Origin of the sequence: Sphingomonas crocodyli, from assembly GCF_004005865.1 — a bacterium.
GTDB lineage: Bacteria > Pseudomonadota > Alphaproteobacteria > Sphingomonadales > Sphingomonadaceae > Rhizorhabdus > Rhizorhabdus crocodyli.
On record NZ_SACN01000003.1, the window covers coordinates 31,448 to 46,712 of the forward strand.

At 59.2% G+C, this 15,265-nt stretch carries 12 protein-coding genes; 2 read left to right on the forward strand and 10 right to left on the reverse strand.

What is annotated here, in order from left to right:
* Positions 1-4 precede the first annotated feature (4 nt).
* The 3 genes from EOD43_RS17735 to EOD43_RS17745 form a co-directional block, all read right to left on the reverse strand.
* Positions 5-1,111, reverse strand: a complete 1,107-nt coding sequence (locus EOD43_RS17735; RefSeq protein ID WP_164857309.1) for a glycosyltransferase family 4 protein — start codon at positions 1,109-1,111, stop codon at positions 5-7.
* A gap of 154 nt (positions 1,112-1,265) precedes the next feature.
* The gene (locus EOD43_RS17740; RefSeq protein ID WP_127745395.1) at positions 1,266-2,093 is read right to left on the reverse strand and encodes a glycosyltransferase family 4 protein; all 828 of its coding nucleotides are present in this window, start codon (positions 2,091-2,093) and stop codon (positions 1,266-1,268) included.
* Between the two features lie 237 nt (positions 2,094-2,330).
* Entirely contained in the window at positions 2,331-3,380 is a 1,050-nt protein-coding gene (locus EOD43_RS17745) for a glycosyltransferase family 4 protein (protein WP_206363589.1), read from the reverse strand.
* 570 nt (positions 3,381-3,950) lie between these two features.
* On the opposite strand from EOD43_RS17745, the gene EOD43_RS17750 reads away from it, so the two are divergent.
* The gene (locus EOD43_RS17750) at positions 3,951-4,361 is read left to right on the forward strand and encodes a hypothetical protein (protein ID WP_127745397.1); all 411 of its coding nucleotides are present in this window, start codon (positions 3,951-3,953) and stop codon (positions 4,359-4,361) included.
* Positions 4,362-4,426: 65 nt separating this feature from the next.
* On the opposite strand, the gene EOD43_RS17755 is transcribed toward EOD43_RS17750, so the two are convergent.
* From EOD43_RS17755 to EOD43_RS17780, 6 genes are all read right to left on the reverse strand, one after another.
* Positions 4,427-5,731, reverse strand: coding sequence for a TolC family protein (locus EOD43_RS17755; protein WP_164857310.1), 1,305 nt, complete (start codon positions 5,729-5,731; stop codon positions 4,427-4,429).
* 37 nt (positions 5,732-5,768) lie between these two features.
* Positions 5,769-8,840, reverse strand: coding sequence for an efflux RND transporter permease subunit (locus EOD43_RS17760; protein WP_127745399.1), 3,072 nt, complete (start codon positions 8,838-8,840; stop codon positions 5,769-5,771).
* Positions 8,837-9,934 (reverse strand): efflux RND transporter periplasmic adaptor subunit, encoded by a 1,098-nt coding sequence (locus tag EOD43_RS17765; RefSeq protein WP_127745400.1) that lies wholly within the window; start codon positions 9,932-9,934, stop codon positions 8,837-8,839. The genes EOD43_RS17760 and EOD43_RS17765 overlap by 4 nt, the downstream gene beginning before the upstream one ends.
* A gap of 424 nt (positions 9,935-10,358) precedes the next feature.
* Positions 10,359-11,216: an N-acyl amino acid synthase FeeM domain-containing protein gene (locus EOD43_RS17770; protein WP_206363590.1), complete on the reverse strand. Its 858-nt coding sequence runs from the start codon at positions 11,214-11,216 to the stop codon at positions 10,359-10,361.
* Positions 11,217-11,642: 426 nt separating this feature from the next.
* A complete protein-coding gene (locus EOD43_RS17775; protein WP_164857311.1) occupies positions 11,643-12,026 on the reverse strand; it encodes a MarR family transcriptional regulator in 384 nt (127 codons plus the stop codon).
* Between the two features lie 710 nt (positions 12,027-12,736).
* A complete protein-coding gene (locus tag EOD43_RS17780; RefSeq protein ID WP_127745402.1) occupies positions 12,737-12,988 on the reverse strand; it encodes a hypothetical protein in 252 nt (83 codons plus the stop codon).
* A 554-nt stretch (positions 12,989-13,542) separates the two neighbouring features.
* Here EOD43_RS17780 and EOD43_RS24005 point away from each other — a divergent pair.
* Entirely contained in the window at positions 13,543-13,884 is a 342-nt protein-coding gene (locus EOD43_RS24005) for an alpha/beta hydrolase (RefSeq protein WP_240653326.1), read from the forward strand.
* A 706-nt stretch (positions 13,885-14,590) separates the two neighbouring features.
* On the opposite strand, the gene EOD43_RS17790 is transcribed toward EOD43_RS24005, so the two are convergent.
* Positions 14,591-15,154, reverse strand: coding sequence for a polysaccharide biosynthesis/export family protein (locus EOD43_RS17790; protein WP_127745403.1), 564 nt, complete (start codon positions 15,152-15,154; stop codon positions 14,591-14,593).
* Positions 15,155-15,265: the final 111 nt, after the last annotated feature.

The window sequence follows — 15,265 nt, forward strand, 5'->3', positions numbered from 1 at the left end:
TCTATCATTTGGCCGTCGAGCGCTTGAGCAGTTCCGTCATTACATCCCTGACCTGCCCTCTCCAGGAAAAGCGCTTCGCCCAGTCCCGCCCTCGAGCTATCATTTCCCCGCTAAATGTTGGCTCGTCGAGCAATTTGATAGCGACTGCCTTGATATGCTCGACGTCATGAGGATCGCAATAGATGGCGGCGTTTCCGCAGCGTTCGCGCAAAGCGGCAATGTTGGAAGCGATCACCGGGCATTCGTAAGTCATCGCCTCGATCGGAGGTAGAGCGGACGCTTCGTAGAGTGACGGAAAGAGAAGGAAAGAAGCATTGCGATAGAGACTGGCAAGCTCGGTTTTGCTTTCGATCTGTCCGCAAAACTCGATCTTGCCAGCGACATCCGACGGCACATCCAGCGTCGTTTCACGCAGGATCGGGCTGAAGGCTCCCACCAGCTTGAACTGCAGATTGCGTTCGCGGGCGAGATCGACCGCCACTTTGAGAACGACGTCGATATTCTTGCGGCGAGACAATGAGCCCACATACAGGCCGTAAGGCGATGCAGCCGGATCGCTCGAGCGGACCGGCAGCGTCACCGCATCGTCCGAAGCTCCCCCATTTTGCGCCACCGCAATCTTTCTCTTCGCGCGCGGATATAGTCTCGTGATCGTGTCGCGCTCGGTCTCGGATACGGTAATCACGAGCTTGGCGCGCGCCATGATCGCATGGCCCAGGACGCGATGAGCAAGCCGATAGGCGAGGCGATATGCCGACGGAAACAGCCGGTGCGAAAGGTCGTGCACGACGACCGCGACGGCTTCGCCGCGATAGAGGCTGATCAGAGGTGCGGTATTGCCCAGATTGAGGAGCCAGTCCGCCCCTCTATGCCATGGCAAGATGGCCTGTTCCCACACATGACCTTTTGCGAGCCCGATAGTCGTGACGCGAATGACGCGGAGATTGAGAGCGGCCAGGCAAACGCCGGCCTGGACCAGAAGCTCGACGCTCAGATCAGGATAATAGCCGTCCTCAAGCAGACGATCGAGCGCCACGGTAAACTCGCGGGCCATGCGCTGCACACCGGTGGTCTGCTGACTGAGAAAACGCCCGTTAATAACTATACGCAACGTCACAGATCCTCTGACGCCACATGAAGGCGCATCACCATCTTCGGATGGCAGATTGAAAAAAGGAACCCCGTTTGTGTCTGCAGCGGCGTGTCCAGATCGCTTCTTAAGCGGGCGCAGAATTGGGGCAACGTTGTAAGGGAGCCGCTCTGCGTCACAATTGCAGGTCCCGCGAGAGAATTGTCTCCATCGCGCGTGCCGCATTATCCCATGAGAACGCCTTGGCCCGCTCAAGCCCGGCCAGGCTCAAATCATCACGCAGCGATCGTTCGGATGCCAGCTGTACGATAAAGTCCGCAAGCGCCTGCGCATCGTCAGGATCCACGTAAAGTACAGCGTCGCCGCCAACCTCGGGCAGGCTCGTCAAACGCGTCGTCACAGCGGGCGTGCCGCAGGCCATCGCTTCGACTAGCGGTAATCCAAAGCCTTCGTAGCGGCTCGGATATAGAAGCGCGCACGCGCCACCCAAAAGCGCCGGCAGATCAGCGTCCGGTACAAAACCGCTTAGCGACACGTCCTGCGGAAGGTCCTCTGCGCCTGTATCGCTCGAGGCGAAAATATGCTTGGCGCCTGCCCCGCCCAGCAACAGCAATTTCATGCCGGCGGGGCGGCGGCCCACACTGCGGGCCCATCCATCAAGCACCAGCTTGAGGTTCTTCCGAGGCTCTACGGTAGACAGAGTGACGAAATATCTACCCGGCTCGACGCCGTACTTTTGCGCTGTGCCTTCCAGCAGGTCGGCCGCCGGTGGGGTGAAGCGCTCCGCGACGCCATTTGGCACCACCTCGATCTGCCTTTGCGGGATGTCGAGCGCCTGCGCGAGCCTGGCCTGCGAATATTGCGAAACCGTCACCACCCGTCGACAGCGGCGCGCAAGTCGCGGCCACATCGCACGATATACTTTCACAAAAGCTGTCGAAAACCATTCGGGATGATCGAAGATTGCGGCGTCGTGAAAGGTGACAACCTGGTTCTTTGACAAAACAGGACCCGTATTGCACGGGCTCCACAGGGGAGCGGAGGCGCACCGGATCGGCAGTATCGCCTGCTCCCAAAGGTGACCGGGAGCCCCTGAACAGCTGCGGCTCGGCGCAATTTCCCTAACGTTCAGTCTCAGCCGCGAAAGGAGCTCGGACGCAACGCGCTGGACGCCGGTTTGCGGACCCTGCCTGAATCGTGCGTTGATAAGAAGCGCCACCGCCAACCCTTTTATCGACCATCAAGCCCGGGATGAGCCGTTCATGAGATCCTCGAAGATGCTGGCATAGCGAGTTGCCGTCTTGTGCCAGGAGAATCTACCACGGTTCTTGCGCCCCGCCTCGATCAATGTTTGTCGCAGCCCCTCGTCGGTCAGGAGTTTTTCGATGTGGCCGGCAAGCGCCGGGGCATCTGCTGGCTCGAAATATAGTGCGCCCTCCCCGGCAATCTCCGGCATTGCGGACACGTTCGAACTCACGACCGGGCACCCAAAATCCTGGGCTTCGAGTATCGGCAGGCAAAAACCCTCATAAAGCGAAGGCACACAAAGACACGAAGCTCCAGCGTAAATCTGCGCGAGCTTATCGTCGTCGACGCCGCGCAGGCGAACCAAGCGTTCGCCGGCAATTTGCCCCAGGCCAGATGCAATCGTCTCGGCATCATCCTTCCCGACGTGAACAATCTTGAGCCGGGGAAACGTCGTTGCGAGATGATGAAATGCGTTGGCGACAACACGCAGGTTCTTGTTCGGTGTGCCGTTACCGACAACCAAAATATACGGGGGATCAACAGGGCCGCCTTGGGTCGATACCATATCTGCGGCTTCAAGGGTCGCAGACGAGTGGATCACGTCGGTTTTCTGCCCGGCGCGCGGATACCAGCGCTGAACATCCCGGGCGGTTGCGTCCGATACACAAATGACCCGATCAGAAGATGCCAGCATCGACTTCAGGATCAGGTCATTGGTGAGCATCTCGCGCCGCGAAAACTGCTCGGGAACGGCACGAAAATAAAGGTCGTGCACGATCGTGACGCGGCGTGGCCCCCCCAGGGGGGACCCGAACGGATCCACATTGACCAGAAGGTCGACCTGCCTGCTTCGACACAGGCCTGGCATTGAAAGCGCTTCCACGAACATATTGGCTACCAGGATCCGGGGGCGCGGAACCGTGATCAAGCCGAGGCGATCCGATTGCAACTGCAAGGGTAGCTCATGGCGCGCCCAAGGCGAGCGAAGGGTGAACGACCACTCGGTCTGCGATAACAGGCCTTCGATCAGCTTGAACGCCATGCGCGGGACGCCTGACGGAACCCCACCCGTCTGACTAGGCATATTGAACAGAACATGCCGCATTGCCGCCCCCCCTCTAGCCGCACGACGCTACCGCGCTTTTGCATCGCAGCATAGGCAGAAAGAACAGGTGCACCAACTGGCCGACAACGGATCTGCCCGACAGCAGCGCGCCGCTGCCGCTTATTGCGCCAGACATCCTGGAGGAGCGCTTCGCGACGAGTTTGCTCGCAATGCGCCACCAAAGCGAGGCGCATGTCGATAAACTTGTAGCAACGGAGACGAAATGCCTAAAAATCCAAATGGTCCGACATTAGAATATATCCTAATAAAAAGTTGGATCAAATATCTGTGATGAAGGTAATTATATCCACGAAATTTAGATTATATCTCTGGATATTCCGGTATAATTCTTTAAAGAAATAGAGTGGGCGACTATGTTACATAGGCGTTATGATGAATATTAGACGTCTCGTTGGCTGTTCCCCTTGCCATAGCCCCAAAAATATGGTTAACGATTCCTTGCGCTGAATCCGCCAACTGGCGGTATCGGCATTGGGGGGCTTAAAATTGCGTATTCATCTCGCAATTGTCGGTGCGCTCATCGCGATAACCGCCGCCGAGGCGGCAGCTGCGCAGGCTGAGCCGCGTGCCTATACGGATATGCCCCGCGTGCGTATTCGCGAGCTTCCTAGAGGCGGCGAACTCACGCCCCTGGCTTTTGGCCAATGGCTCCGATCGCGGCCTGCCGAGATGCTGGACCTGATTGGTGCCCCCGAACTCGCGTCGATCAAGGATGATGCAACGCTCCTGAAGCGGACGGTCCCTTATTTCCGACAGGCGGATCGGAACGACAATGGACGTCTCGTGGCAGAGGAAGTCGCCGAGCTCTTTCTAGACGCTCAGCGCACACAAGACGTCGTCGACACCTCTGTCGGCCAAAAGGTCGCGCATTCGGATCGGCGCGGTCTCGCGAAATAATCGTCTTTCAGGCGCCTGCAGAAACGCAACGCACAGCCGCGGTTGCGCGACAGCGAGCCGCGTGCTCAATCGGTCATATATTTTTCGATTTCGGTTAGCTGCTCTTCATGGAGCTTCCCGGCGGCCGCGTAGAGCGCCAGCCTGTTGATCATATATTGACGGAACAGTGTCTGCAGCTCGAACCGGATCTGGATGACTTGGGCTATCGCCGCCAGAACGTCGGCCTGCGTGCGCATGCCAAGCTCATGCGATGTCAGCGCTGCCTTTTCGCGCAGTAGCGCGGCATCGAGTGACAGGCGCAGCGCTTCGGCCTGCTGCACGCTCCCAGTCCATTGGGTATAAGCGCGACCGACTTCGAGCCGCACATCCTGGCGAACAGATTCAAGCTGACGTTGAGCGCGGCGAGCAAGAGCCTGAGCCTGACGCTGGCGTGACTCCAGAGCGCCGCCGCTATAGATCGGCATGGTCAGCTGCACGCCCGCCATATAGCCGCTATATCGGTCGATCGAGGCTATGGAAGTCCGACCCGATACGTCTCGAACCTCGTACGTACCGGATGCCTCGAGCTTCATTCGCGACAACCAGCCAAGCGAGTCCGCATAGGCAACGGCGGAATCCAACTGATAGTTCTGGATGGCAATCCTGTAAGAGCTTCGTTGCGCCAGATCTTGCCAATAAGCCTGCGGCTCCAGTGGAGGGTATAATGCCGCATCGTCTCGAAACGTTTGCAGATTGACCGCTTTTGAGCCGGTCATCGCTTCGAAACGAGCCGTGCTGGTGCTATTCTCGATTTGCGCACTGACGAGCTGTGCTGCTGCCCGATAGGCTTCTGCCTGCGCCTCGCGGACATCGGTGATACGGGCGCGCCCCGCATCAAAGCGAGCTTGAGCAGCGCGGGCTTCCCGCTCGGCCGCTTGCTTGAGCGCTTCTGCAGCCGCAATCGTATCGCGAGCCGACAAGACTGCGAAATAGGCTGAGGCCACCTTTAGAATGATCTTCTGGCGGACTTCGCCGCGCTCGGCCTCGCCGGATCGGGCGGCAGCGCGAAGCCGGCGCTTTTCAGCGGACGCTTCTCCATCGATCAGCGGTTGCGCGATCTGAACCGACCCGGCCAGCGAACTGCCCGAGATGTGAAGGCGATCGATATCCTGGACAGGTGCGGGCAGCGTCACCCGCGCGGTGAAGTCGGTAAATCCTGCCCGGGCGACAAGTCGCGCCTTCGGGCGAAACAAGGCTTTTGCCTGCTCATCCGATTCTGCGGCGGCCGTGGCACCTTCCTGCGCGCCCAGCCAGTCAAGATCGTTCTGTAATGCAGCCTGCAGCGCGTTCGTAAGCGTTTGCGCGGGTGAAGCCGAAAGTGGCGCGCTCAAGCACAATATGCAGGCGGTCAGTCGGATTGCCCCAATGCTACGCATGGGCCGTGCTGCCGTCAGCCGAGCGCCGTACTGCGAATATGCCCGCATAAATTGCCGGCACAAATAGCAAGGTAACCGCCGTGCCGATGATCAGTCCACCCATGATCGTCCAGGCCATAGGACCCCAGAATACCGAACGCGTGAGCGGTATCATGCCCAATGTTGCAGCCAGGGTCGTAAGAATGATGGGCCGGAACCGCATGATGGCGGCTTCGACGATGGCATCGAACATTGCAAAGCCATCCGCAACAAGCGAGTCGATCTGCGCCAGGAGGATCACGGCGTTACGTGACACCATTCCAAAGAGCGCCAAGGCCCCCAGCAAGGCTACAAAACCAAATGGGATCTGAAACAGTGACAATATCATTGCGACACCAATCAAGGCCAAAGGCCCGGTGGACAGCACTATGATCAGTTTCTTGACGCTGCCAACCTGCATGATGAGGAGGATAAGGATCAAGACCAGTGCTGCGAACACCTGCTTGAAAACTGACAGCTGAGATTTCTTGCTGTCCTCGACAACGCCCCCCACGATAATGTCCGCCCTTCCCGCCGCCTGCGCGCGGATCGTCTCCAGCCTGGGCGTCCAACTCGATAGAAGGTCGACCGGCTGGATATCGGCGACATCGGCCTGCACCGTAATCGTGGGCCGACCCGATCGGCGATGAAGTTCGACAGCTTCGAACCCGGGTGTAAGCTGTGCAACTTGCAGGAGTGGCACGCTGGCGCCGGACGGCGTTGGCACAAGCACATTTTCGAGACGGACCATCCCGGAGCGGCCGACCTCTTCGCCGCGCGCGACGATCGCCATCGGGTCGCGCCCGGCCGGCGAGGCTGCGACCGCCATGCCTGAAAGCTGGCTCGAGAGCGCCTGTTGGACAGAGGATCTGGAGATGCCAAGCGCCCGTGCTTTCTCCATATCGAGATTGATGCGTACCGTTTTGGCAGGTTCGCCAAAGTCCTGGTTGACATCGCGCGCCCGTGGATCGGCTCGCATCATCGCCTCAACCTGGTCTGCGGCAGTCTTGATGCTATCGAAATCCTCACCGGACACACGGATCTTGATCGGTTGCCCGACGGCAGGTCCCAGTTCCAAACGACTGACTCGGCCCCTTACCTCGGGGAAGCTGCTATTCAGGGTCGATCGCAACCATTTGATCGTTCGGTCCCGGGCTGCATGGTCGCGCGTTTTAACGACGATCTGCGCAAAAGCCGGGCTTGGCGGCTGGTTCTCGAGCGAGAGATAAAATCGCGGTGACGTTCCGCCTATATAGGCGGCGGTCGACGCGACATCCTTATTCTGTACCAAAAGTTGCTCAAGGCGAGCGGTGACCTTGGACGTGTTGCGCCAGTCGCCGTCTTTCGCCATTTTCAGGTCGACGATGAGCTCAAGCCGGTCCGATGCTGGAAAGAATTGCTTCGGTACGATCGTCGCGAACAGCAATGCCGACAAAAAGACCAGAAGTGCCGTCCCAGCGACGACGATGCGCCAGTTTTCGATGACCCATGCAACAGTCGCGCGCGCCCGTCCATAAAAGGGTGTCGCATAGACCGGTTTCGATTCCGCGCCTGCATGGCCGTCATTGGCGAGCAGACGGTTTGCAAAAAGCGGAGTCACGATCACCGCAACGATCCACGAAGAGCCAAGGGCAATAGCGACCACTTCGAAGATAGCGCGGGCATATTCTCCCGAACTCGACTGAGCGAGCGCGATTGGCAGGAAGCCGATAGCCGTGATCAGAGTTCCCACGAGCATCGGCTGTGCCGTAAGCGGATAGGACGATATCACCGCCTGCAGCCGGCCCATCCCGGCGCGAAGGCTGGTCTCGATCTGCTCGATCACGATGATGGCATCATCGACAAGCAGTCCCAATGCGATAATCAGCGCGCCCAGAGACACGCGGTGCAAGGGTATCGACAGTCCGTACATTGCCGCGAATGTCAGCGCAAAAACGATCGGTATGCACAGGGCGACGACGAGGCCGGCACGCGTCCCCAGCGAAAAAAAGCTCACGGCTAGAACAATTACGACGGCTTCGAGCAGTGATCTTAGAAACTCACCGATAGCGTGCTTCACGATCGCAGGCTGATCCGCCACATTAACGAAGCGGACGCCCAGAGGCGCATTGCGCTGCTCCTGCGCGACGATCCGCCCAATATCCTGACCGAGCCGGTTGCTATCCCCACCGTCGCGCAAATTGACGAGAACCCCGATGGCGGGCGCGCGATTGACGCGCATCTGGAAAGTCGGTGGATCGGTCAGTTGCTTCGAGATGACAGCAACATCGCCGAGGGTGAGGGAACCCGGTGCCTGAGCGAGCGGGATTTCTCGCAGCGCGCTCAGGCTGCCCGCGACCTGCCCAAGAACAAGCCGGATCCGCTCCGGTCCGACGACGATGCTGCCCGTCGGATTGATCGCCACCGCATCGCGTACCGCGGTACTGACCATTGCCGGATCGACGCCGAGAGCCGCGAGCCGTGCCGGATCATAGTCGATATAAACCCGCTCTTCGGGGAAGCCTGCAAACTCCACCCGTCCGGCATCGGGGAGCATGCGAATGGCGCTGCGCAGCCGGCGGGCGTAAGGCCGCAGGTCTTCGAGCGGAAAGCCTTCACCGGTGATGGCGTAGATATTACCGTACGTCTTTCCGACATCATCGTCGAACGACGGGCCTTTTATGGTTTCGGGAAGCCGGCCGCGAATGTCGCCGACGCGTTGCCGAGCCTGCCCCCATATCTGCGCTACTCTGGACGGGCTGACGTCGTCGCGAATTTTGACATTGAACGTGATGCGTTCGGGCTGTGCGTCTGATTTCACATATTCAATATCAGGCAAGGACAGGATCGCGTCCTCGACAGGCTCTGCGATCATGTTGACCACCGTTGCAGCATCGGCGCCTGGCCAGGCCACTGTGATGATCATGTTTTTTACGGTGTAACTAGGATCCTCCTGTCTGGAGAGCTCAAGGAAACTGACCAAACCGACGAGCACCGACAGAGCGAGGATGAAGCGTACGGATGCGGCATGCCGGATTGCCCAGTCAGAGAGATTTGGGCCTTTCAAAGCCGGTCACTCGTCTCTTGCATGATGGGGCGCACGATCTGGCCGGGACGCAATAGATGCGCACCGGCGACGACAATATTGTCCCCCGCCTTCAAACCCGATGCGATAATCGCCTGCTCGCCCCTCAGCCCCGCAAGCCTGACGGTTTTGGGCTGCACGCGTGCGGGTGAGCCGGCCAACAGCCAGACAATCGTTTTTCCTCGAAACTGGGTGATGGCCGTGGCCGGCACGCTGGTAGCCTGCGCGCCACCCGACATACGTGTGATGATGCGCAGCGAGCCCCCTATCGGAGCTTCGTTGGGTCCAGCATCGAAGGTGACATGCGCAACGAACAATCGGGTCCGAGGATCTGCCGCAGGATCGATCGCGCGCAGGCGACCGGGAATGATCCGGTCGAGTCTCGATGCGAGACCGACGCTGATGTCCGCGCTTCTCAGGCGCGCGACGTCGATTTCCGGCACAGCGAAGACCGCTTCTTTCGTGGCCGGATCTGCGATGACCGCGACCGACTGACCGGGCTGCACCACCTGTCCAATCTGTGCGGTCAAGCTCGTCACAATGCCGTCGCGACTAGCACGCAAAATATGGTGGGCGGCCTGTCGCGAGGCCGCGGATCTCGTATTCCTGGCAGTGCGCAGCTGCGCTTGAGCCTGAGCAAAGCTAAGTTCCTGCCGATCAAATTCGGCCTGCGAAATGAAGCCCTCCGCAAGGAGCTTTCGTGCGCGCTCCATATCAGTGGCTTGCTGCTGTTGCGCGCCTGCGGCGACACGTTCCGCCGAAGCAGCCGAATCCGCGTCATACATCGAGGCACCCGGATCGATCCTCGCCAAGGGCTGCCCCGCTCGGACAAGCGATCCTGTTTCGACGTAGGTTGCCGTGATCTTACCGGGAACATCGAAGCTCGCGGCCGCTGAATAGCGCGGAGCAACCTGCGCAGGGTAAGACCGCGTTTCCGCCTCGCCTCCACGGCCTACCGTTATCGCCATGACGGCTTTCGGTGCCAAAACATCAGCGTTGTCAGAGCAAGCGCTCAAGAGGAGCGCGCAGAAGACCGACGAGAGCAAATGTTTCACGTCCGGTGCATCCCGCAGCATTGCCAATCTTTTCCTGAATCCAGCCCCGAAAAAGTCAGAGCGAGAGACCTGAGTAGAGGCGTCGTTGGATGGTTAAGTGCCACCTCCTCTGCCGACAGGCAAGCATCGCCCGCTCCGGGTGGTGATTGGGAGGTGGGGATTGGCAGCTTTAGCGTTCAATAGGGCCTGAGCGACCGGCTTGTCGCGGGTCGAGTATGGAATGGCGCCCAAGCTGCGTATTCCGGGCTGGCCGACCATGTCGGACAGGAACATCTCCTCGCGGCCGCTACTCTTGGTGAGGGTGCGCTCACGATCTACTAGTGTGTGTTTAGCTCAAACAGGCGTCGCCTGCCCAATCTCGAAATGAGACCGCTTCAAGTCATGGCGCGCGACCAGCAAGCTATGCAGCGCAGTGCGCACGCTCAGCCCATCTTCGTCCCACCGCTCAGGAGCGGGTGTCGGGGATGCTCGCAGGATCGTTCGCCTTTGCCGCGAAATACGCGCTCTTAGCCTGAATGGTGTCACGCGTTGATGCGGCGAGACGTGCGAAAATTCCCTGCTCTTCCTTTTCGGAAAAGAAGAAGGGATAGAGCGAGCGGCTGCTTTCCTGGCCGTGCCCAGCGTGCGCGTCGATCGCTTTGCGAATATCGTCGACCTTGAGCCACATCAGGACCGAGGGGGCATCGACCGACTGGTTGGTCTTGACTTCACCCACCGGCTTGAAGCCGAGCATGGCCTGGTAGAAGCGGCGGTGGCGCGGATTGACCTCGATGAAAAGGTCAGTGCAGCGATGCTCGTTATAGCCGTAGATGAACACGATGTGGAAAAGCGCGGCAAGCATCGGCTTGGACGAAACGTCCGCGTCAAAAGCAAGCTTGGTGAGTTCGCAGACCTTTGCGCCCGGTACGTTGCGGAAGCTGTCGATCTCGTCCTTGAAGATATCGTCTGCGGCCAGGCCGGCCGGCGAATCCACACCCAGCGTGATCGTGCCCACAACCCCCTCGTCGCTCGACGCTGTAAACGTCATGTGCGAAGACTTTGCCGGGATCTGATGCTGATCGCCATAGCCGCGCCAGGCATAGCGCCGATTGACCAGCATCCGCGCCGAATTGCGCTGATCGTCGCTGTCGGCAAGCCGCACCGTGATCGTCTTCAGTTCGCCTGAGCTCGCCGGAAGTTGAAGCTCCTGGTCGGGGTAGCTTTCAAAGACGGCCGTTTCGTCAGCATACTGGTCCGTAGCAAAATGATCGTTCGTCCAAAAAAGCGACATCGGGCAGGCTCCTTTCAATCCGGAAGCTGCCATCGAAATCTTGGAGTATCGTAAACGAACAGGATTAATGGGCCGCTAAGCAGTCTCATTTGGCTTGAATGCCCGACTTTGGTCGAAAATTCTTGCCCGCGTTTATGGTGCCAGCATCAGCTAGCGACTATTATTGCGGAGTCGAAATAAAATGGACGATGTATCGAAGGCGTCGATTCGTCCAGATCCAGAATTTGGCGATTTCGTGGGCTATTTTGATGCCTTGGAAGGGATACCTGGCTCGAACGATGTCAGGCCGATAGGCGACTGTAAGCAGGCCTGTCGGGAACTTTATTCGTTGGCCGCATGAGGCAACTCAAGCCCATTTTCGCGCTGCGCTGATGGCATCTGCGCTAGATCCTAGCGTGGATTTCGCGATCGGGTCCGTTTGAGCCGCGAATTAAAGCGTCGCAAAATGCGGCAGGAATGTCAGTCAGAATAGCCGAAACCTGCCATTTCAATTTCCCAGGCAGCACGCAAAGCGCAGTCTCGCCCTTTGGCGGTAATCGCGACCAGTCGTGATCGTCCGTCGTGCGGATCACGGCTACGACGAATGAACCCATCTTTTTCAAGCTGATCCAGGCGCCGGAGTGTCGCTGTCACGGACAATTGCGAGCTTCGCGTCAGTTCCCCCACATGGACATTTCGGCCCGCGTCATGAGCATCCAGCAGCTGCGATACGATGCTCGCTCCCGATGGGTTCGAAATGAACGCCATCGCTTCGGCGTTCATGAGTCGAGCAAACGCATGGAGAGCCAAGTTACAGCGCTCTTTGTCTGGGAGGGAGGGTTGTTGCCATGCGATTTCGATCAAAGCAGGTCCCCAGCGAAGATAGGTGAACTGGTCTAGTTAAATCCTAAATGCCAGTGACCGTTCCTTGCCTCAAATCCGGGAAATCCCGCACCGCAAACTTTTGATCTGGCCAGCAATTTCAGCTTGATCGGCAGATGAAGGGCTGCGCGTTGTCGGAATATGCCAGAGGGCAAAGGCCGTCCCTTGTGTTTGACCATGCTGGCGACTTGAGGCGAAGGCATTTCCGGCGAACCGCATCGGGCATTGGCATCGCCCTGCTTTGCTTGCTGATCCGCAAAATGGGGATGGTGCTTATCAAACCCTTCGCTCCGACTTTTTCTCACGCGACCCGAAACGGACAGCGAGCAACCAGACCGTGAGCAGTCGCGAGAAAAGACACCTCAGGGGGGGATGAAGTCCCGGCCACAGGAACCGACGAACCCAAAACGGAGACCCGTTACAAAGTATCGGGGGGGATTTAAGTGACGAAGCTCCCATTAGCAGGATCGTTAAAGCATTGATCCGAGCCGATCGGTCCCCGTGAAGACGGGCATGCGATCTCGATCTCGGAGTGTTATTTGCAGCCGTTAGCGGCCCAAGCATTCCTAGTTTCCGCATCCAACAACAGCGTTGCTTGCCGCAGGAGTGCCGCGTGAATGTACATAAGTCGTTGTCGCCAGCGCGCCGGTGCTAACAGCTAGATCATACGTAGATCCTAGATGCGTGCGATGCTACTCGGCCGTTGGCAGCCCGCGACGCCTTACGTCCCGCATTTTGTCCGTAAACCATCGAGCGAAGGGGTGGGTGGCATCGACGTTGGCGCCCCACTCGATGCGGTTTTCGCCCCTGAAAGACGTCGTTCCATCAAACTTGATCGAGCCGCCATCGTAGCGGACGACACACCCATCGAATGTGCAGTCCTTGTACGTGTGGCCGTCCAACTGAACGACCTTGTCGATAAAGGTGTGGCCCAAAAAATCCAACGGCGATCCTTCGCAGCAACATGCGCCAAGCAGGTGAAGCGGCTATTGTGGCAGTTTTAGTGCCCAGCGCCAAGATAGGCGCCCAGGCACCCTCCCTCATAGCGGCGCCATCGGCTCTCGATGGGACGGAAGGCATCCACGAAGCGACCTTACCAAGGCATGTTGCTCGTCGGTCTGAGCGGCTGTGTCGAGCGCGTCGAGGGCCTCGTGCAATGCGCCGACCTCTTCGGGAGCAAGAAGCCCAGCTCGATAAAGGGCGCGGGCGTTAAGCGCCGCAGCCGACGCAGCAAACTCAGCTGCGGCAGCGCTCCAGATCGTCGGCATTCGGCATCCTCGTTCTTCTGATTGTCCAAAAGCTATAACGGCTGGGGTCAGTCGTTCGATCCTCAGCACCGCGGGGCTGGCCGTACGATGACCTTGCTTTGCCCGCGCGCTGAACCGTGATGAAGGCTACGGCATCAGCTGCCTTGTGGGCGAGCAGCCGCCGGATCAGTTGCCCGGTCTGAAAGGAATGTCGTGCTGCTTGATGGCCCCGCCTGCCCCCGCGTTCCGGCTTGGAGCCCACGGCTCTCGTCATTTTTTTCCACGACTACGGCTCCAACGGCGACGACCTCATTGCGCGGGCTGAAATGATCCGGCTGGCCTCGCCTGACGCAGCGTTTATGGCGCATCATGCGCCGTCGCAGATCCCCCGTATGGCGGCGGCTTATCAGTGGTGGCCGATCAAAACCTTTTCGATGGCTGAGTGTGCCGCCGGCGCCGCGGCCGCCGCCCCTGCCCTGGATGCGTTCATTACCAGCGAACTCGAACGAGCCGAACTCGCGAGCGCCCGCCTCGTCCTGGTCGGCTTCAGCCCGGGCACGATGATGTCGCTCTATGTCGGCCTGCGCCGTTAGCACGCCATCGCCGGTATCGTCGGCTTATCGGGAATGCTCGTCGCCCCCCGAGGACCTCGAGACGGACATTCGAAGCCGTCCGCCTGTCCTTCTGATCCATGGCACCGCCGATGAGGTCGTCCCGTTTCGCTCAATGGAGATGGCCGAGGTAGCGCTGAGCGCCGCCGGAGTCGCAGTCGAAACCCATCCTCGCGCGGCCCTGGCCACAGCATCGATCAGGGCGGCCTCAACGCAGCAACGGCGTTCGCCCGACGCGTCCTTGCTTAAATAGTCGGGCAACGGCGCCCGGCCGCCCGACGAGCGCGGTCGTGCAGCAATCCCCTATCTTCTTTTGCCTCGGCCGCGCTATACTCATTTCTCGCACGCTCATTGGTCCGCATAGCGAACTGGCGCGCGCCTGAGGTCGATCAAGCCGGCAGGCCACACCCTATTACGCCGGTTGCAGCCTAAGGCGGGGTGGGCGTGACCTGCCGTATTGCGGAAGCACGCTCCCCCAACGACCTCATGATTACCATGCCGACCTTTGGCCGCGGTGTGACGGCGCTAACATCCACCTCTAACATTGGTTTCTATCCTCGCCATTTCGACGAGCGAATGTCCGCCTAGCGAAGGCACCCAGCCCGCATTGGCGCGCAGGACCAAGTGGCAAATATTCACGTCGCAACAAGCGATCCGAGCCGCGGCACGGCTCGGACTCGATCGCCGATCAGAAATAGCGTTCGCCGATCCTCAGCGTGTCACCGGGCAGGACGTAGGTCCTCGAATTTTTCACATCGACACGACGTTCGACCGGATCCGATGCCCTCTTGATGAAGACGTAGCGCTTGTTGGCGCGATAGCTGAAGCCACCTGCCGCCGCGACCGCCTGCTCGACAGTCAGTCCGGCTGAAAACGGATATGCCCCTGCGCGCGAAACCTCACCGAGGATATAATAAGGTCGATAGTTCAGAACCTCGAGCGTCATTCGCGGGTCTTTGACATAGCCGCTGGCAAAGCGCTCGGTCACCAGAGCGGTCGTTTCTTCGAGCGTCTTCCCCCGCACGGACACATTGCCGATCAAGGGAAGCGAAAGATCGCCCTCCGGCGTTACCGCAAACTCGCCGCTGATCGACGGGTCATTGAACATCGTGAGGCGTACCTTGTCGCCGGCATCGAGGCGATAGGCGAGAGCTTGTGGGCCATCGGGCGCCATGAGCGGCGCTGTCGAACAGCCGGCTGTCGCGACAATCATGCCGAGCACAATATGAGCATGCAAAAGGTTACGAGGCATTTTCCGATCCCTTTATTAACTTCTCGCGATCTAACGGAAATCCCGCTACGCACCGACGCTGGACGCTTGGCGGTGGTCCCGGCCAGATGTCGCAACACGGTTAGTTAGGAT